This is a genomic window from Pontibacter sp. 13R65 (assembly GCF_047525655.1).
GTDB lineage: Bacteria > Bacteroidota > Bacteroidia > Cytophagales > Hymenobacteraceae > Pontibacter.
Window position 1 is genome coordinate 188,413 of record NZ_JBLIQL010000002.1, and the last position, 18,566, is coordinate 206,978.

Below are 18,566 nucleotides of genomic sequence, written 5' to 3' on the forward strand. Positions count from 1 at the left end.
ATAATATAGCCTAAAGCAAAAAAGGCCTTCTGGAGTTCCGGAAGGCCTTTTTCATTAGAATAATTTATGTTTACACTAATATTCTTACTGGATTCTCGAGCAGGTTCTTGAAAGTCTGAAGGAAGGCTGATCCCACAGCACCATCAACAACACGGTGATCGCAAGACAAGGTCACTTTCATGATGTTGCCAATTTTAATCTCACCGTCTTTCACAACAGGCACCTGAGAGATACCACCTACTGCCAATATACAGGCATTTGGCGGGTTAATGATAGCTGTGAATTCGTCGATTCCGAACATACCCAGGTTAGAGATAGAGAACGTGCTACCTTCCATTTCGCCTGGCTGCAGTTTTTTGCTCTTCGCTTTACCTCCCAGTTCTTTTACCTCAGAAGAGATAGCAGAAAGAGATTTGAAGTCAGCATTGCGCACTACAGGTACCAGCAGACCTTCTTCTACCGCTACTGCTACACCAATGTTGATGTGCTTGTTGTAACGAATCTTATCCCCTAACCAGGCAGAGTTAACAGCTGGATGCTGACGCAGGGCTACAGCTGCTGCTTTCAGAACTAAGTCGTTGAAAGAAATTTTAACCGGAGATACTTCGTTCATGCTCACACGCGCTTCCATAGCTTTGTCCATGTTGATAGACATGGTCAGGAAGAAATGCGGTGCTGTGAACAGGCTTTCTGACAGACGGCGTGCAATTACCTTACGCATCTGCGATACATTTACTTCTTCGTACTCTTCAGTTGGCACACCTGGCACAGTAGCTGGTGCAGCTTTAGGAGCAGGAGCACCCTTTGTTGCAGGAGCAGCTTCCTGAGGAGCGGCAGATGGTTTAAAGTTCTCCACGTCGCGCAGCACAATACGGCCACCCTCACCAGAACCTTTTATCTGAGATAGCTTCAGGCCTTTTTCCTGGGCTACCTTCTTAGCAAGTGGCGATGCTTTTACACGTCCGTTTTCATTAGAAACAGCTTGCTCACCAGATCCGGAAGTCTCTTCTGCGCCTACTGTTTCGGCACGAGCTTGAATGTCTTCGTCTGTGGTAGCATTTTCCTCACTGTCGTCCAGTGCAGAAGAGTCGGCATCCAATAACGCTTTAAAGTCTGATCCTTCTTCACCTATTACAGCAATAGTGGCATCTACAGGCACAGAGTCACCTTCTTTAACGCCGATGTACAATAGGGTACCATCTTCGTAAGCTTCCAGCTCCATAGTGGCTTTGTCGGTTTCCACCTCAGCCAGAATATCGCCTGCACTTACTTTGTCGCCTTCTTTTTTCAGCCACGATACCAACACACCTTCCGTCATGGTGTCACTCATCTTAGGCATCTTAATAACAGAAGCCTTGATATTTGATGTGTCTACAGCAGCTTTTTTAGGTGCAGGAGCCTCTTTTTTAGCTGGAGCAGCTTCTTTTTTCTCCTCCGGTTTTGCTTCCTCTTTGGCAGCAGGTGCTCCACCGCCTTCAATCTCAGACAGCAAGCCTGAGATATCTTCACCTTCTTTCCCAAGAATGGCAATAACTGCATCTACAGGCACAGCATCGCCATCTTTCGGACCAATGTACAGGAGTGTACCATCTTCGTAAGACTCTAGCTCCATTGTCGCTTTGTCAGTCTCTACTTCTGCCAGGATGTCGCCAGAATTAACGCTATCGCCAACCTTCTTCAGCCAAGATGCGATCACCCCCTCCGTCATTGTGTCACTCATCTTGGGCATTTTTATAACTTCAGCCATATATTATCGTGTTGTTTTTTTCGCCCAAAGGTCTTTTTTAATCAGCCCAAAATTAGATTTAAAAATATTTTATTCAAACTATACTTTACTTTTTGTTGCCCTACTTCTAAACTACCATTATTTAGCAAGCTCTTCCAGGTGTGCAACGTCGCAATATTTCTTTACTGCGAACATGCTGCCGGTAAAATCCAGCTCATAAAGGCACAGGTTCTGGTGCTGAAACTTGTCCATGCAATGGAGCGGGTAGTTGAGCAGATTGCAGAGCAATATACGCATAGCTCTGCCGTGCATGCAAATTAAAACTGTTTCTTCTTCGGGTCTGCTTTTTAGCAATTCAATAAAAGGTAGTTGCCGGGCTGCCACCAGGTCCGGGCTCTCCCCTCCTTCTATGCATTCGGCTGTCTCTCCTTGGTTCCAGCGGCGGAGCAGGTCGTAATAGTAGGCATCCTCTTCCGGTGTTATAAGGGTACCTTCCCGGGTGCCCCAGCAAATTTCGTTTAAACCGGCGTGCTGCTCATGCGGAATCCCCAAGTCTAAAAAACCCTGCACCGATTGTATGCTGCGTTGCAGCACCGAAGTGTATACTTTATCAAAGGCTATACCTTTGTAAGCCTCATAAAATAAGGCTGCCTGTCTGTGTCCGGTAGTGTTTAGGGAGGAGTCAACGCCACTTCCCTGCACAATTCCCTTTAAGTTAAAATCTGTCTCTCCGTGGCGGATGAGGTATATTTTCTTAATACTCAAAATTCTTCTACTTTTGCCTTTCTGTTGTAATAGACCCCTAAATTAGGAAACGTAATCTATTTCTATGCAAAAAAATGAGGATGTGCTCGATAAAATGAGGGATTGGTCTAAAAATACGCTGGTGGACCATTTAGGCATTGAAATTACAGAATACGGAGAGGGTTACATTTGCGGTAAAATGCCAGTGGACCATCGCACGCACCAACCCATGGGCCTGCTGCATGGCGGTGCCTCAGTGGCGCTCGCCGAAACGCTGGGCAGTATAGGAGCCGCCCTGCAGGTAGACCTGAAAACGAAAGCCTGTGTGGGCCTCGAAATTAATGCCAACCACCTACGCAGCGTTCGCGAAGGCTGGGTATTTGGTAAAGCAACGGCCCTGCACACGGGCCGCACTACCCAGATCTGGGAAACAAAAATAACAAACGAAGCCGGCGACCTGATCTGCATCAGCCGTATGACAGTAGCCGTTATCGATAAAAAATAAGGTTTGCCCATGGCTACAGCTCTCACTGGAGAAAAGGCTACCCCCTCTGCTGCTCCAACCCTTTCCGCTATCATTACCACGGCGATGGATCTTGGCTTGCCCGTGGCCGCCTGGCGCTTGCCACTGTCTTCTGTCTGGCAGGTATGTGTGTCGCTGCAACAGGAAATTCGTATCGAGCAGCCTGTTCTGGAAAGCAGCCAGTTTGGTTTTCTTTTCTGCCCTTTCCAAGTAAATGAACACCACCATAACATTTTCATAAAAGCCGACATTTATTTTAATTCTGAAAAAGGTGAACCAGACGTAGCAAATGAAGCTAACCCTGCAGCCGTGGGCCAGTTTTTAACGGCACTTACAACATCAGGCAGCACTCAAAAACAAAACTGGTATACTCCTGCCAGTAACGGCAGAGGCACCGAGCAGCCGGAAACTGCCTATAAGGCAGCAGTTAAAAATGCGGTTAAAGCCATTGAGGCCGAAGAAATGGACAAGGTGGTGCTGTCGCGCGCTTTAAAATTACCTGTTCCAGAAGGCTTTACTCCTGTTTCCGGTTTCGAGGCAATGTTAAAACTGCACCCGCGGGCGTTGGTTTCGTTAGTGGCAGTGCCCGGTGTGGGAACTTGGATGGGTGCCTCTCCGGAGATTTTAGTTAGTGTAGACGAGAACAAGGTTTTCAGGACGGTTGCCTTGGCCGGAACGCAACCCATTACCAATGCCACTTCTACGGCCAACGCCATTTGGCGACAAAAAGAAATTGAGGAGCAGGCCCTGGTAGAGCGTTATGTCATTAATTGCTTTAAAAAAATCAGGCTGCGCGACTATACTGAGATTGGTCCCAAAACGATTGTTGCCGGCAACCTGATGCACCTGCGCACGGATTTTAAGGTCGATATGAGAGAAGAGCCGGATTTTCCGAATCTCGGCACTGATATGCTGCACCTGCTGCACCCAACCTCCGCGGTGTGTGGCATGCCAAAAGAACCGGCACTTGCCTTTATTCTGGAGCACGAAGGCTATGACCGCAGCTATTACAGTGGTTACCTTGGCCCCGTTAACAGTACCGTAGGCACACAACTTTACGTAAACCTGCGTTGCATGCAACTGCTGCAATCTGAGGCAGTATTGTATGCCGGAGCTGGTATTACCGGAGAATCCTCGCCAGAAAAGGAATGGTTGGAAACGCAGTATAAGTTGCAAGCCATGCGCCGAGTGTTAGGAGGGTTGAGTTTTGACTGAGTGATTGAGTAAATAATGTATTTAAATAAGGCTTTGCAGAAAAAAGCTTACTGGTTATTGTTTCTGAATAAATAAATTCTGATACAATTTATTCGCTGTTTATAGTGCTAATAAATATGGCGAGCATTGGCAAGGGCAGAAGAATTGAAACACGTATTTCATTCTACCCAAAATCGAAACGACAATACCTATTCTAAAATTCCATCCACCATTCACTCATCCACTTAATCATATTTAAAGTTAAAAGATGATCCTTCAACCGATAGTAAACATAGCAGAGATTTGTGCCAGAAAGGGTGTGCAGCAGGTGGTACTATCGCCGGGGTCACGTTGTGCACCGCTTACCATAGCGTTTGCACGCCATCCTGCTTTAACAGTGCGCACCGTTAGCGACGAGCGCGCCGCTGCTTTTATAGCACTTGGCATGGCGCTTACAACAGGCAAACCAACGGTGCTGATCTGCACCTCTGGCACAGCAGCACTGAATTATGCGCCAGCAGTGGCCGAAGCATTTTTCCAGCAGGTGCCCTTGCTGATACTCACCGCCGATCGTCCGCCCGAATGGATTGACCAATTAGATGGCCAGACCATACGCCAGCAGGAAATTTATGGAAAGCATGTAAAAAATAGTTTTTCCTTTCTGGCTGATTTAATGCACCCCGATGCAGTGTGGCATGGAACACGCATAATTTCGGAAGCATTAAACGAAGCTGTAGCCTTTCCTCCCGGCCCTGTTCATATTAACGTGCCCTTGCGCGAGCCCTTTTACCCTGCGCCTGGCGAAGTACTGGTGTATGACAAGGATGTAAAAGTGGTGGAGGAGCAACAAAACGACTTCTCCCTCTCTAAAGTCCAGGCCGTACAGGTGCTGCAGGAATTGCAACAATACAAGCGCATACTGGTAGTGGCTGGTCAGGAAAAGTATGACCACGTGTTGCAGGAGCAACTCGGCAATTTTGCAGACAAAACAGGCGCAGTAGTAGCTGGTGACATCATTTCAAATATTCATCAGATCCCGGGAGCAATCAGGCACCAGGATGCTATTCTGGCTTGCCCGGATGAGGAAAAAATGCAAGCGCTGCGGCCAGATTTACTTATAACCTTTGGCAAATCGATAATCTCTAAAAGCCTGAAGCTATACCTGCGCCAGTACAAGCCCAAAGCACACTGGCACCTTCAACCTGCCGGTGCCGTGGCAGATACATTCCAAAGTTTAACTAAAATTTTCAGGATTACTCCTGCCTCCTTTTTTGTCGAAGTAGCAGCTGCTCCCACTGGTTCAGAGCCAAAGGACCTGATGTACCATGAGACGTGGGCCAATAAGGAAGCCCAGGCTGCCCACTTTTTTGAAGAATACACTGCAGCAGCAGCAGCTTATAGTGAATTATCTGTCATAAGCAAGGTGCTGCACCAATTGCCACAGCCTTCAAACCTGCACCTTGCCAACAGTATGGCCGTGCGCTATGCCAATATTTTGGGCCTAAGAAAGAAACAGGATATTCACGTGTTTGCAAACAGAGGCACCAGCGGCATAGATGGCAGCACCAGCACCACGGTAGGATGTGCCCTTACCAGCAGCCATATCACCACCCTGATTACCGGCGACCTCGCATTTTTCTACGACCGCAATGGCTTGTGGCACAATTATCTGTCTCCAAATCTGCGCATTGTACTGTTAAATAATCATGCAGGCGGTATTTTTAGATTGATAGAGGGACCCAAGCAGCAACCGGAACTTGAGCCATTCTTTGAAACACACCAGGCCCTGAACGCTGCTAATACCGCCCGCGACTTTGGCCTTAGATACACCTCCTGCCATACCCTGGACGAGTTGCAACAGGCGCTTCCCACCTTTTTCGAGGCGGAAGCGGGCGCTGGCATTCTGGAAATTTTTACAGATACAAAAGACAATGCGGCAGCATTTGCCGCTTATAAACAGCAGTTACTCCGATCTGGGATTTAGAACCTCCTGCCTATCCAATTCTTCTAATGAAAATGTCCTTCCAGAGGTTAATGACCTTAGGAAGGACATAGGCATAACTTTGGATGGAGTTGCCACAGCGTTGTTACCATAGGCAGGGGCTGCTATTATCAAACTTCCTGAAGCTAATAATCCAGAACCTTTCGCTGTTGTTCCCACAACATTTCCGAAGGAAACCACTAACTAAACATTGGCAAATATATTAGCAAGGTCGAAAAATAATTCAACCTAACCCATTCATAAACAACAGAATAAAAGCACAGCTACTACGCTAAAACATGTCCGAAGTTTTGAAGAAATCGTTTAAACAGTAATAAAATATTGTTTTAAATCCTTTAAACAGTAAAGCCATGAATTTAACACACGACATGAACCGCGTGGAGCGCTGGGCTGATACGCACCACCCGCTCTGGATTGATTTTTTGAGAATGGCTCTGGGCATTTTCATTTTTGTTAAAGGATGGATGTTTATACAGGATACAGCCGCTTTGCAGCAGATAATGAGTAACAGCCAGTTCCAGTGGGTATCGTTTGGATTGGCGCATTATGTTGCGTTTGCACACCTGGTAGGCGGTATTCTCATAGCCATCGGTTTAATTACCAGAGCAGCTATCCTGTTCCAACTTCCTATCCTGATAGGTGCCGTCTTTTTTGTTAATTCCGAGCGCGGGTTTTATTCAGAAAACACAGAATTATGGACTTCGATGATCGTGCTTGTGCTGCTCATTTTCTTCCTGATTTTTGGCTCCGGCCGCCTGTCAGCCGACTATAGAATGCGCGAAAAACACGATCCACTGGATAGATAGCTTCTGCTGAAAAATTCATCAACATAGCGAGTTCTGCTTTACAACTGCAGTAGGAAAAGGTATGCCCTTTGTTGATCGCAGGTGGCGGTTAAAGCGCATTTTAAGACGAACACTATTACACCGGAGCATGAACAAATACCCTCCTGAATATCATTTTACTAAATTCAGATTTTAAGTTTATAGTCTCTACCCAGTTTTAAGTCGGCAAGGAAGTAGATAGTTTAAATCCTCCACCCCACCTGAACAAAATTGACAACACATTAATTTACTAGCACTTATTTTAAAACCACCAAATCGCCTCAGTTGCTATGGCAGTTCTTTGCCACTATAAAACTTACGGCTTATTTAGAAGAATCTGTTTTAATCAATAGCCACAATTAGTACTTTTACCTCCTGAAGCAACTTTACTGCACCAAACGTACCTGGTGTAGCTGTATGTTTAACAGAATAATTTAATGGAGAGCAAATTTAACTGGACAACGCTGAAAGAATACAAAGAGATTCTTTTTCAATATTACAACGGCATTGCTAAAATAAGCATTAACCGGCCGCAGGTGCACAACGCCTTTACTCCGCGCACAGTAACGGAAATGAGCGAGGCTATGGAACTGGCCCGTCAAAACGAGAAAGTGGGTGCCATTATTTTAACTGGCGAAGGCGGAAAAGCTTTCTGCAGTGGCGGCGACCAAAGCGTGCGTGGCCATGGTGGCTATGTAGGCGAAGATACGGTGCCTCGTCTGAATGTACTGGACCTGCAAATGCAGATTCGTCGCATACCTAAACCAGTTATTGCCATGGTGGCTGGCTGGGCTATTGGTGGCGGGCACGTGCTGCACGTGGTATGCGACCTTACCATTGCCGCTGAGAATGCTCGTTTCGGACAAACAGGTCCTAACGTAGGCTCATTTGATGGTGGCTTCGGAGCTTCTTATCTGGCACGTGTGGTGGGTCAGAAAAAAGCCCGTGAAATCTGGTTCCTCTGCGACCAGTACGATGCTCAGGATGCGCTGCAAATGGGACTGGTAAACAAAGTGGTAACACTGGAGCAACTAGAAGAAACAACGGTGGCCTGGTGCGAAAAAATACTGCAAAAAAGTCCGTTGGCTATTCGTATGCTCAAAGCATCTTTTAATGCCGAGCTCGACGGGCAGGCTGGTATTCAACAACTAGCAGGAGATGCTACTTTGTTATATTATCTTTCTGAAGAAGCAAAAGAAGGTAAAAACGCCTTTTTGGAGAAACGCAAACCAGATTTCTCTAAGTTTCCAAAATTCCCCTGATCTTCCCTCATTTCCCCTTGCCCTTCCAAAGGAAATTTTGCCTCTGGAAGGGCATTTTTATTTAAATAATTGCCCGGTCCACCTTTACCAAAATATAACTCGAGCAGGCACAACAGCTCCATGCAATTCTGATTGCACGACCCGAGATGCTACCTTCCCTCCGCCAGTTAAAGAATATATCTTTCAGATTAGGTAATTATACTTATCTAAATAAAAACTTCTCAGACCTTTTGTTTGTTTTTAACTAAATAAATAGGCAAAATTGCTTGCTTCGAAACTAATAAATCCTCAACTTATTAGTTGTAAGACCGACACTTTTTAATTGTACTAATCATGAAAGAGTTTCTCCTGCTGAATGGAAAGAAGTTTCAATATAGCGACCTGAGAAAAAACAGTTATCTCAGCGAAACTCCTTTGAATGGGTATGAAGTAAAGACCCTAGAATTTTGTGCTGATTGGCTTAATGGCGTGCAGGAGTTTACAACACAAACCTCTGGCTCTACTGGCACACCCAAACAGGTTCAGCTTACCCGCCATCAACTCGAAGCCAGTGCCCTTAAAACCATTCGCCTGCTGCAGCTGGAGCCAGAAGACAATACGCTGGTTTGTTTGAATACCGAATATATTGCGGGTTTGATGATGCTCGTCCGTGGTTTTATGGCCGATATGACCATGCACATTATATCGCCAAGCAGCAATCCGCTGGCACAATTGCCACCAGACACAGCTATAAGTTTTGCTTCTTTTGTGCCTATGCAATTGCAGACCATGCTGCAGGAATCTCCAGACGCGCTGCCAAGGCTAAACCAAATGAAGGCGATTCTGGTGGGAGGTGCCCCCGTTAACATGGTGCTGCAACGAGAGCTACAGCGTATAAAGCCTCCTGTTTTTCATACTTATGGAATGTCTGAGACCGTATCGCATATAGCACTCAGGCAACTCAACGGGCCAGCGGCCGCTGAATATTATGAGGTGCTGAAGGGGGTATCGATTGCGCAGGACAAGCGGGGCTGCCTTACTATAAAAGCAGACGTTACCAACCACGAACTTATTGTTACCAACGATCTGGTGGAGATCCTCACCCCCACCCGCTTCCGCTGGATTGGCCGCATCGACAATACCATAAACACGGGCGGCGTTAAAGTGCAAACTGAAAAACTGGAAGTAGCCATTGCGCAGGCATTGTCGGAGCGCGACCCGATGCCCCGCTTTTTTGTAACCTCACAACCAGACGAGTTACTGGGCGATAAAATTGTTCTGATTATGGAGGGAGAACCATGGGGTGCAGAAGCAGAACTGATACTCTTTGCCCGGCTCACCAACCTGCTCCGAAAATTTGAGCTGCCAAAAGAGATTTACTACAGCCCTTCGTTTAGTGAAACGCCAACCGGAAAAATTTCGAAACAACGAACCCTTTCAAAACTGGGTCTGGCAGCTTCCTGATGTTTTTCACTTTCTGCTCAATTCCTCCGGCAACTGCGCTTTCCTCCAACAGATTATCGGCAAAATTCCAACCGTAACATTCCATACTCGGGGCTATCTTTTTAGGTGGCTCAATCTCTAATTTTTTCTCATTAGCTCAATGTAGGCCAGCATCGGGTAGAGCAAATTTACCAAACAGCTTGCTGCTAACTGCCGTAAAGCTGTATACAGATCAATTTAAAAGCTCATGCGCATTTTTATACAATACCTGCTACTCCTTTGCCTGCCATTTTTAGCTTCTTGCCGCTCCGGCCTTTTTGGCGGTGGCACGCCGGTAAAACTGACAGAGGCCTGGGCCAGCGACAATACGCTGCGCACACCAGAATCAGCATTGTATGATCCGGAGCGTAATGTAATCTACGTCTCCAACATTAACCAGCGTACCGAAGACCGCAAAGATGGCGATGGCTTTATTTCCGTTTTATCACCTAATGGCAAGGTGGAACAACTCTTCTGGGTAGCCGGACTAAATAACCCTAAAGGCCTGGCTCTTTACAATAATGTTTTGTATGTGGCCGATATAGATGAAGTAGTCGCCATTTCGACGCAGTCAGGTGCTGTGCTGGAGCGATTTAAGGCCGACAAAGCCAAAAACCTTAACGATGTAGCAGTAGATGGAGAAGGAAATGTCTATATATCCGATTCAAATGAAGGCCGTATTTACCTGCTTCGCAACGGACGCATCAGCACCTGGATCAAAAACACAAAAAATGAACTGCCAAACGGGCTGTTTTACGATCAGAACCGTCTCCTCGTAGCTTTCAAAAACAGCGGCCATGTACGGCTTCTGGATACCAACCGAAAAAGATTTACTAACTGGACAGAAGGAATCGACAGTGCCGACGGTATTGCAGGGGATGGCACAGGAAACTTTTTCATTTCGAACTGGAACGGTGAAGTGTACTATGTGAACCAGAGAGGCAAAAAATGGCTCCTGCTCGATACAAAATCAAAAGGAGTAAAAGCTGCTGATATAAGCTATGCTCAGCAACAACAATTACTACTGGTGCCAACCTTCTCAGACAACAGAGTGGTAGCCTATAAGGTGAAGTATTAAGTTAAACTAGGCATAGTGCAGGCACATTAAGTAGCCTAATGGACAATTTGTGATTTTGCTTCCTGAAGGCTCTTTTCATTAGAATAATTGGCTTCAGGAAGTTCTGTTACTCAATATTTCATCTTTCCTTGGCAGTAATAAACGGACTGATGCCGAAATAATCTCGTGCTCCCCTCGTTAAAATTGAAGTTCGTCAACTCTAAACATTTTCATTCTGAATAACACCGATTGTAAAACTTCTTATGCAAAATCAGAAAAGAGATTCGTTTCTGAACCTGAAATCTTTGTTGTACAGGCGGAACAATATTGGCACTATCTTCAAACGCAAAACACAATCGTGCTCCCAAAGTTAGTAAACCCAAAATCATGAAAACCCTACACGTGCTGAACGGAGATGCCTCTGTGCCTGCGTTTGAGGCTGCAGAAGTGCCAGGAGATATACTGGTTTGGCGCGAAATTATGTCGGAAGGCCCTGTGGTGCCACAGGTAAAAGATGAGGCTTTTTGGGAGATGCGGCAGCAATACATTGTGCAGTACTATGCCGAAAGCGAAGAGGCATACCAATCTAAAGTGCTGGAGGTGGTGCCGCTACTGAGGCAGTGGCATGGCTATGAAGAATTGGTGCTTTGGTTCGATACGGACCTGATGTGCCAAATCAACCTCCTGTTTTTATTGCACTACATCAGGCCACAACATCATCAGAGAATAACGGTAGCCACTCCTGCCCATACACCTGTTGCTTTACTTACAGAAGAAGAGGTGCAGGCGGTGTACGCGCAGCGGCAAGTTATGACAACAGAGGACCTGAGTCTGGCGCAACAGCTATGGCAGGCGTACGCCGATGAATCGCCGCTGCTCCTGCAGGAATTGCTGTATGGTGATCTGGCTCCGTTTAGCTTCCTAAAGCAGGCGCTAACTTTGCACTTTCATCGCTTTCCTGATTGCCACACCGGTCTGAACCAGGTAGAAACACTACTGCTACAGCTTCTGGAAAAAGGCACCACAAAGAAGCAAAAGCTCATGCAGGCGATCTGGCAGGCTGCCCCGGACTACGGTTATGGCGACAAACAGCTCGACCTGATGCTCGAAGACCTTAGCCCGTCTCTATTGCAGCTCTCAGGCGAAATCGTTACCCTTACGGCTGTTGGCATAAAAGTGCTCCAAGGGCAAATACGCTTATCAGAGATATTGGCAAGAGAAATGCTGGTAGGTGGCGTGCGTCTCGATTTTAAAAGCACCTGTTGGTGCCGCGATGCCGTAGATGGTAAAGTTAAGGCCGTAAATAAAAATTTTGATGCAGGCTCAGCCACCTGATTTCTGGCTTGAATTCTGCATATAGAGCCTTGTACTGAGATGAACGCATAATGAAGAAGAAAAAGTATGTTTTGGCCTTTGGCCTTCCGTTTGTTCTGGTAACCCTGCAGGCAAAGGCGCAGGAAGCTACCACTCCATTACCACGTCTGCACCAGGAACATATACTGGTTAAGGCAGACACTACAGTACAACTTAAAACCCTTTCCGGTATTCACCTACAGCCAGGTACAAAAGGAACTTTTATACTTGATTTTGAGCAGGAGCTAAAAGAAGATGCTAAGCTGGAAATTAAAAATAAAGCTGGAAAACTGGTATTTCAAAAACTGGTAGATAATACAGAAACCAAGCAAAGCTGGCGTTACAATGTAGGCAAACTACGACCGGATACTTACCTTATCGAAGTGAAAACCTCCGACACCACCTACTGGACAAAATTTAAGGTGAGTAAGTAGCAATACAAAAATGTTAAAAGCCGGTTCCGATATCAGAACCGGCTTTTTTGCAACTAATGCAGAATCTACTGTTGAATTGAAACTATGGCTATCGCTATTCTCTATATGCCATATAAGCTTTTGATAGGCTGTGGAGGTGAACGTAGAGGCTGTTTCTGAAACAAATTTCAATGCCAGGTGCCGGCAGAATAGGTAAAGCAACTGAATTCAGGTAATTTTACCTTTCGCTTATAACAAGCGTAATATAAACGCGGATATCACTGGCCATACCATTGTGCCGCGAAAGCAATATATGGAACCCAAAAGACTAAATAAATTTATCAGCGATAGCGGCATGTGCTCCCGGCGCGATGCCGACAAGTTGCTCGAGCAAGGTCGCGTAACCGTAAATGGGAAGCTGCCTAAACCAGGCACCATGGTTACGCCTAAAGACAAGGTGCGCGTAGACGACCAACTGCTTAACGTGCGGGAAGAGGAACCCGTTTTCCTGGCATTCAACAAGCCAGCCGGCATTGCTGTCACTACCGATACTTCTATCCGGAACAATATAATTAGTGCGCTCAATTATCCGGCCACTATCCTGCCAATTGGCCACATGGATCGCGACGAAGAGGGATTAATGTTCCTGAGCAACGACAGCGAGCTGGTACGCAAAATGACACGTGCCGACAACAGATTTCAGAAGGAATATGTGGTGCATGTTGATAAGCCGATTACATCGGAATTTCTGGCAAAGTTAAGTACTGGCGGGGAGCAGCCAGCAGGGCCTGGCGAAGAACAGAAAAAGGCGATGGTGACCAAAGAGGCCACAACACGCTTCCGGATTATTCTGGAACCAGGGACCAACCACCATATCAAAAAGATCTGCGAGGCGCTGGGCTATAAAGTGCAACACCTGCAGCGCGTAAGGATCGATTCTTTTAAACTGGCTAAGCTACCAGGCGGCTATTGGCGCGCCATGACGGAAGCAGAAATAGCGCAAGTTACCAGCGTGCTTTCTCAAAAACAGGTGAAGCCCGGCCGGGCAGGAAAAGGTTGGGGAGCAGAAAATGCTTATAGCAAAGACCGCTCTGCCAGAACCGGCACCTCCCGGACTAAAGCAACCACAGGGCAAGGCAGAACATCAGCCTCTTCCTCTACTTCCACTGCAAAAAGAGCAGACAGCAATCGCGGAGCCAGAGGAGCTTCTAAACCTGGCACCAGAAGCACAACACGTAACACTGGCGGACCAAAAAGCAGCACACCCAAAACCAATTCAGCTAAGGGATCTCCTCGACGAGGAAGGTAGCATAAAAATGCATCAGATCTGGTAAAGCTTGTCTGGCTGCTAAACAAAAGTTGCCAGACAAGCCCTTGAGCTCTTCAGAAGATTACAGCCTCCGGAAGGGTAGTTTCATTAACAGAATTTGACTCACTTTTTCTGAAACACCTGCACGAACTCCTGCACAACTAAGGTGTCTTCGTTTTTTAGCTTGTCAAGAACAGTAGGGTCAAATTCATTGTTCAGTAACCTTGAGTTCACTCTAAAGTCTCTTTTATCACCAGATTTGATGGTATACAGTAGCTTTGGGAACTCCAGCAGGGATCCATTCAAGTAGGCATGCAAGCGGTCTTTGGTTTTGTAGCTGTAGTTAAACCCGCTACTAGACGCCAAAGTCTGCTTATCAAAAATCAAGGGCTTATGCTTACTGATATATTCCATCATATTGATGGCATACTCATCATTCTGGCCATAAGTAGCAGTTGTTTCTTCTTTAGCAGTAAACAGCAACTCGTTGCCGCTAATCAGTAAATCATAGTAACTTGGGCTGCCACCCCAAACAAAATGTGCTTCCTGCTCTTTCTCCAGAACCACCTCGTCTCCGGTTGATCGGTTTTCTGAAACACCTTTTGGTTGGTACTGCCCGTAACGATCGAATGTTTTGATGAACGTTTTGATAAGGGCTTCATTTTTAACTTCTCCCTGGTTAGTGTACATCCTAACAGTAGTGGAGCTACGGTACTGAGTTTCGAAATAGGTAGTCGGAAAGCTAAGCCCTTCTTCTTTTTTACAGGAAGTGAAAAGACAGGCTAAAAGTAGCAAACCACTAAAGATTTTCATTTGTTATATAGTTTTGATTTGATCTTCAAAAATAGTAAAATGGTTCTATTTTTAGGTATAATTATAATATATAAATTTAAAATATTGATTTATCAGTAAAAAAATCTCATTCAAATCTTAATACTGCTTTTTGAAAGTGAGTAATTTTACTTAATCAATTAAGCATAGTGATAGGCCTGTTTTTACTGAGTTAACAGAAGATAAATAAAAACAAACGTTCATTCTTTAGGCACTACATACTCTTTTAGCGTCTAAAACTAAGCCTGCCAAGGCTTGCATTATTATGCTAATTATTCGAACTTATGTATCTGAACCAGATAATATAACAAGAAAACAGCGCTCAGGCTGGCAATCTTATGCTTTTTAATCCTGCCATTGAAACTCTACCCTTGCCTAAATTGCGGAAACTCCAGAACGAGCGGCTCCGCAACCTCGTCAATTATGTATACGATCGGGTACCTTTTTACAGGCAGCTGTTTGATGCGCATGGATTAAAGCCATCTCACATTCAAAGAGTAGAAGATCTGCACCTGCTCCCCTTCACTAACAAGCAAGACCTGCGCGATAACTACCCATTTGGCTTACTGGCTGTGCCCCGGCAAGAGATTTCTCGTGTGCATTGCTCCAGTGGCACCACCGGCAAACCGACAGTTGTTGGCTATACTGCCGGCGATATAGAAATTTTTTCGGAGGTAGTGGCTCGTTCGCTTGCTGCCGGAGGCTGTAAACCAGGCATGATGCTGCAAAATGGCTACGGATATGGTTTATTTACTGGTGGCCTGGGCCTGCATTACGGTGCCGAAAAACTAGGAATGACCGTTGTGCCGGTATCTGGTGGTATGACAGAACGCCAACTGATGCTGCTCCAGGACTTTAAACCGGAAGTACTCTGCTGCACTCCTTCTTATGCCCAAGCCCTGGCAGAAGAGATAAAGAAGCGTGATATTAGCCTGGAGTCGCTAAATCTGAAATTTGCCTTGCTTGGAGCAGAACCCTGGACCGACTCCATCAGGCAGCATGTGCAGCAAGGGCTAGGGCTGCAAGCAACCAATATTTACGGCCTAAGCGAAATTATAGGGCCGGGTGTGTCGCAGGAGGATGTAGAGGAGCCCGGCACCGGCAGTTACCTATGGGAAGATCATTTTTATCCCGAAATTGTAGATGCCACAACTGGTGAAGTCTTACCAGAAGGCGAATTAGGAGTCTTAGTGTTAACCACGCTCACAAAACGAGGAATGCCCCTCCTCCGCTACCGCACCAACGACATTACCAACATTTATTACAGCCACTCTGGCAAGCGAACTCATGTGAAGATGGGACCTATAAAGGGACGTGCAGACGGCATGCTAATAATTAGGGGTGTGAACCTCTTTTACACGCAGGTGGAAGAAGTGCTACAAATGTTTGAGCACCTTACCACCCATTATCAGTTAGTGGTGTCGCGCGAAGGCAGCATGGACGAGGTAGAAGTGCATGTTGAGGTAAGCCAGAGTTTAGTGCGGGAGCTAGGCCTGGAGCATATCTCCATCGTAGAGTTGTGCCGGTTCCCGGTATTATCGGAGTTAAATGCCACTTTTTGCAAAAGGCTAAAAGAAAATACAGGCCTGACAATGCGTGTGCACCTAAAAGTAACCGGAGAAATACCACGCAGCGAGGGAGGCAAATTGAACCGCATTGTAGATAAGCGGCAGGTTTACGCCTAAAGAAAAAGCAGATTGCAGCTCCGGTTTATAGATAGTGCTGCAATCTGCTTTTGATATTCTTACCCGCTTTTCGGCAAGCTTTAGCCTTGCCAGGACCCCATTTTACCAAGCTGGTAATCGCGGTAAGCTTCCCTGATTTCTTCTTCTGAGTTCATAACAAACGGCCCTTGTGCAACCACCGGCTCCCGGAACGGCTCTGCATGGCCCAGAAGAATATAAGATTCCTCCAAAGCTTCTACCTGCAGGTCATCCCCTTCGTTTAAAAACTCTACAAGATGCAGTTTCTCCACCGGCTCCTGGTTTACCAGTACCTTGCCGCGCACAACATAGAAAAAGATATTTCGAATGGCAGCTATTTTAGTGCTGAAACGGCCACCCCGCTGCAGCTCGACACTACTCATATGTATGTCGCTGAGAGAGTCGATAGGACCATTAACATCGCCCCAATTCCCTGAAATTACGTTCACTTTAACTTTGCCACCATCTTCGGCAACCTCTGGTATCTGATCCTTCTGAAGGCCAACATAATGGGGAGCAACCATTTTATATTTTGCCGGAAGGTTAAACCAAAGCTGCAGAATTTCCATATCCCCACCGTCGCGCTTAAATTTATCAGAAGAAATTTCTGCATGAATAAGGCCACGGCCAGCCGTCATCCATTGTACACCACCCGCCTCTATTACGCTCTGCCCACCACCAGTATCCTGGTGCATGATGTCGCCATCCAGAATAAAGGTTAAGGTTTCGAAGCCCCGGTGCGGATGCGGTCCAAAAGGGAGCCCCTCGTTGCCTGGCTTGTAATGCTGCGGCCCATGATGGTTCAGAAACAGAAATGGGTCGATATACTCTACTTCACGGGTTGGTAAGGCTCTATAAGTTACCAGGTCGGCTATGGGTGCATATACTGCCTTATATTTTTTCTTAATTACTCTCATACTAATAGGATTAAGATGCAATTAATGTAGGTACATCGACTTATCCAAATAATAAAACCTATTTAGGGTCCGTATTACTATGGAGTTTTAGCAGTTAAATTACACTAATGAAAATGGCCTTCTTTAGGTGTTTTAGACAAAAGGTATGGTAGGATATATATTACTTCTATACCGGACTTGCTCCTGGTGCAGAAACTAAACAGTTGCTCTCTCCTACATAGAACAGCATTCTTAGCTCTCAAGAGCATAGTATGTGCCATCAAGCACCAAGAGCAGGAAATTCCTTTGCAGGAAAGTCCCTATCTTTTGTGCTTACTGGATCTATTGATGGCCTGCGCTAAAAGTTAAAAGTTTGCTTCTATTGCCGGAACATCGACCAGAATAAACGTGGCATCGGCAGATCCATGAATGGTAATTAATTCCTGATCCTCTAACCTGATATGATCGCACTGATCTGCTTCAACACCATTTATAATAACAGTACCTGTTAGTACATAAAGCAGCGTTTTTCTGATTTTAAAGGTTCTAAAGTCCAGCTCCTCTCCTTGCGACACCGAACCATAATAAACAGTGGAATTGGAGTTCATAAAAACCACATCTTCCAGCACTTTCTGCCCGGTTACCAGCGGATAAAGACTTTTTGTAACTGTCAGAAACTCTACATCCATTTGTTCAAAGGCAGGCGCCAGGCCACGTTTGTTTGGCAGAAACCAAAGTTGAAGCAAATGCAGCTCTTCTTCTTCAGATTCATTGCTCAGGGTGTAAGTAATACCAGAACCGGCTGTTATACGCTCTACTGCTCCTGCCTGAATTTTACTTTCATTTCCGAGCTGATCTTTATGAGTGAGTTCACCGCTAAGCACCACAATCACCACCTCCATATCGGAGTGCGGATGCGCTGGGAAGCTGCTCTTCGGTGCCAAATATTCGTGGTTAAAAACACGCAAAGGTCCAAACTGAATATTAGAGGGATCGTAATAGTCTGCAAACGAAAAAAGGTAGTTAGAAATAAGCCAGTCTCCTACTTTAGCTTCGTGGCGTTCTGAAGCTGTGATTAGTTTTATCATTGCGCTTTATAGTAAATGAGTGTGCAAAAGCATAAATATTAAGTACTATATATTGCTTAGCCTTTACGCATAAAGCGCGAACTGGTTAATAAAAGCCGTTTCTGCTTTTGTTTTCTGGGCATAAACAAAAAAATCCTGCCCGTATAGGTGCAGGATTTTTTTGCGGCTAATAAACTGGTA

At 45.8% G+C, this 18,566-nt stretch carries 16 protein-coding genes; 11 read left to right on the plus strand and 5 right to left on the minus strand.

Annotated elements, in window-relative coordinates:
- Positions 1-70: 70 nt before the first annotated feature.
- On the minus strand, positions 71-1,747 hold the full coding sequence (locus ACMA1I_RS03320; RefSeq protein ID WP_337066839.1) for a pyruvate dehydrogenase complex dihydrolipoamide acetyltransferase: 1,677 nt from the start codon (positions 1,745-1,747) through the stop codon (positions 71-73).
- Between the two features lie 117 nt (positions 1,748-1,864).
- A complete protein-coding gene (locus ACMA1I_RS03325) occupies positions 1,865-2,491 on the minus strand; it encodes a histidine phosphatase family protein (protein ID WP_337066840.1) in 627 nt (208 codons plus the stop codon).
- 64 nt (positions 2,492-2,555) lie between these two features.
- Between ACMA1I_RS03325 and ACMA1I_RS03330 the strand changes: the two genes are divergently transcribed.
- The 10 genes from ACMA1I_RS03330 to ACMA1I_RS03375 all read left to right on the plus strand — a co-directional run bounded on the left by ACMA1I_RS03330 (position 2,556) and on the right by ACMA1I_RS03375 (position 13,868).
- Positions 2,556-2,975 carry a hotdog fold thioesterase gene (locus ACMA1I_RS03330; RefSeq protein WP_337066841.1) on the plus strand — a complete coding sequence of 140 codons (420 nt, stop codon included), beginning with the start codon at positions 2,556-2,558 and terminating at the stop codon, positions 2,973-2,975.
- Positions 2,976-2,984: 9 nt separating this feature from the next.
- Positions 2,985-4,208, plus strand: coding sequence for a chorismate-binding protein (locus ACMA1I_RS03335; RefSeq protein ID WP_337066842.1), 1,224 nt, complete (start codon positions 2,985-2,987; stop codon positions 4,206-4,208).
- A gap of 247 nt (positions 4,209-4,455) precedes the next feature.
- The gene (gene menD, locus ACMA1I_RS03340) at positions 4,456-6,171 is read left to right on the plus strand and encodes a 2-succinyl-5-enolpyruvyl-6-hydroxy-3-cyclohexene-1-carboxylic-acid synthase (protein ID WP_337066843.1); all 1,716 of its coding nucleotides are present in this window, start codon (positions 4,456-4,458) and stop codon (positions 6,169-6,171) included.
- Between the two features lie 368 nt (positions 6,172-6,539).
- On the plus strand, positions 6,540-6,995 hold the full coding sequence (locus tag ACMA1I_RS03345; RefSeq protein ID WP_337066844.1) for a DoxX family protein: 456 nt from the start codon (positions 6,540-6,542) through the stop codon (positions 6,993-6,995).
- 455 nt (positions 6,996-7,450) lie between these two features.
- Positions 7,451-8,275, plus strand: a complete 825-nt coding sequence (gene menB / locus ACMA1I_RS03350; protein ID WP_337066845.1) for a 1,4-dihydroxy-2-naphthoyl-CoA synthase — start codon at positions 7,451-7,453, stop codon at positions 8,273-8,275.
- A gap of 333 nt (positions 8,276-8,608) precedes the next feature.
- Positions 8,609-9,718 (plus strand): AMP-binding protein, encoded by a 1,110-nt coding sequence (locus ACMA1I_RS03355; RefSeq protein WP_337066846.1) that lies wholly within the window; start codon positions 8,609-8,611, stop codon positions 9,716-9,718.
- 226 nt (positions 9,719-9,944) lie between these two features.
- Positions 9,945-10,814 carry a gluconolaconase gene (locus ACMA1I_RS03360; protein ID WP_337066847.1) on the plus strand — a complete coding sequence of 290 codons (870 nt, stop codon included), beginning with the start codon at positions 9,945-9,947 and terminating at the stop codon, positions 10,812-10,814.
- 366 nt (positions 10,815-11,180) lie between these two features.
- Positions 11,181-12,128 carry a DUF1835 domain-containing protein gene (locus tag ACMA1I_RS03365; RefSeq protein WP_337066848.1) on the plus strand — a complete coding sequence of 316 codons (948 nt, stop codon included), beginning with the start codon at positions 11,181-11,183 and terminating at the stop codon, positions 12,126-12,128.
- Between the two features lie 50 nt (positions 12,129-12,178).
- A complete protein-coding gene (locus tag ACMA1I_RS03370) occupies positions 12,179-12,580 on the plus strand; it encodes a hypothetical protein (protein WP_337066849.1) in 402 nt (133 codons plus the stop codon).
- A 292-nt stretch (positions 12,581-12,872) separates the two neighbouring features.
- Positions 12,873-13,868: a pseudouridine synthase gene (locus ACMA1I_RS03375; protein ID WP_337066850.1), complete on the plus strand. Its 996-nt coding sequence runs from the start codon at positions 12,873-12,875 to the stop codon at positions 13,866-13,868.
- A 123-nt stretch (positions 13,869-13,991) separates the two neighbouring features.
- Here the strand turns inward: ACMA1I_RS03375 and ACMA1I_RS03380 are convergent, their stop codons facing one another.
- Complete coding sequence (locus tag ACMA1I_RS03380) at positions 13,992-14,681, minus strand: hypothetical protein (RefSeq protein ID WP_337066851.1); 690 nt, start codon at positions 14,679-14,681, stop codon at positions 13,992-13,994.
- A gap of 398 nt (positions 14,682-15,079) precedes the next feature.
- Between ACMA1I_RS03380 and ACMA1I_RS03385 the strand changes: the two genes are divergently transcribed.
- Positions 15,080-16,384 carry a phenylacetate--CoA ligase gene (locus ACMA1I_RS03385; protein WP_337066852.1) on the plus strand — a complete coding sequence of 435 codons (1,305 nt, stop codon included), beginning with the start codon at positions 15,080-15,082 and terminating at the stop codon, positions 16,382-16,384.
- Between the two features lie 80 nt (positions 16,385-16,464).
- Here the strand turns inward: ACMA1I_RS03385 and ACMA1I_RS03390 are convergent, their stop codons facing one another.
- Both ACMA1I_RS03390 and ACMA1I_RS03395 read right to left on the minus strand, forming a co-directional pair.
- Positions 16,465-17,319, minus strand: coding sequence for a pirin family protein (locus ACMA1I_RS03390; protein WP_337066853.1), 855 nt, complete (start codon positions 17,317-17,319; stop codon positions 16,465-16,467).
- Positions 17,320-17,663: 344 nt separating this feature from the next.
- The gene (locus tag ACMA1I_RS03395; RefSeq protein WP_337066854.1) at positions 17,664-18,386 is read right to left on the minus strand and encodes a pirin family protein; all 723 of its coding nucleotides are present in this window, start codon (positions 18,384-18,386) and stop codon (positions 17,664-17,666) included.
- Positions 18,387-18,566 lie beyond the last annotated feature (180 nt).

Bases quoted from the DNA above. Each gene is read 5' to 3' on its own strand.
- ACMA1I_RS03370 (WP_337066849.1), top strand. From the start codon at position 12,179: ATGAAGAAGAAAAAGTATGTTTTGGCCTTTGGCCTTCCGTTTGTTCTG.
- ACMA1I_RS03355 (WP_337066846.1), top strand. From the start codon at position 8,609: ATGAAAGAGTTTCTCCTGCTGAATGGAAAGAAGTTTCAATATAGCGAC.
- ACMA1I_RS03320 (WP_337066839.1), bottom strand. From the start codon at position 1,747: ATGGCTGAAGTTATAAAAATGCCCAAGATGAGTGACACAATGACGGAG.
- menD (WP_337066843.1), top strand. From the start codon at position 4,456: ATGATCCTTCAACCGATAGTAAACATAGCAGAGATTTGTGCCAGAAAG.
- ACMA1I_RS03330 (WP_337066841.1), top strand. From the start codon at position 2,556: ATGCAAAAAAATGAGGATGTGCTCGATAAAATGAGGGATTGGTCTAAA.
- menB (WP_337066845.1), top strand. From the start codon at position 7,451: ATGGAGAGCAAATTTAACTGGACAACGCTGAAAGAATACAAAGAGATT.
- ACMA1I_RS03365 (WP_337066848.1), top strand. From the start codon at position 11,181: ATGAAAACCCTACACGTGCTGAACGGAGATGCCTCTGTGCCTGCGTTT.
- ACMA1I_RS03380 (WP_337066851.1), bottom strand. From the start codon at position 14,681: ATGAAAATCTTTAGTGGTTTGCTACTTTTAGCCTGTCTTTTCACTTCC.
- ACMA1I_RS03335 (WP_337066842.1), top strand. From the start codon at position 2,985: ATGGCTACAGCTCTCACTGGAGAAAAGGCTACCCCCTCTGCTGCTCCA.
- ACMA1I_RS03375 (WP_337066850.1), top strand. From the start codon at position 12,873: ATGGAACCCAAAAGACTAAATAAATTTATCAGCGATAGCGGCATGTGC.
- ACMA1I_RS03390 (WP_337066853.1), bottom strand. From the start codon at position 17,319: ATGAGAGTAATTAAGAAAAAATATAAGGCAGTATATGCACCCATAGCC.
- ACMA1I_RS03345 (WP_337066844.1), top strand. From the start codon at position 6,540: ATGAATTTAACACACGACATGAACCGCGTGGAGCGCTGGGCTGATACG.
- ACMA1I_RS03395 (WP_337066854.1), bottom strand. From the start codon at position 18,386: ATGATAAAACTAATCACAGCTTCAGAACGCCACGAAGCTAAAGTAGGA.
- ACMA1I_RS03360 (WP_337066847.1), top strand. From the start codon at position 9,945: ATGCGCATTTTTATACAATACCTGCTACTCCTTTGCCTGCCATTTTTA.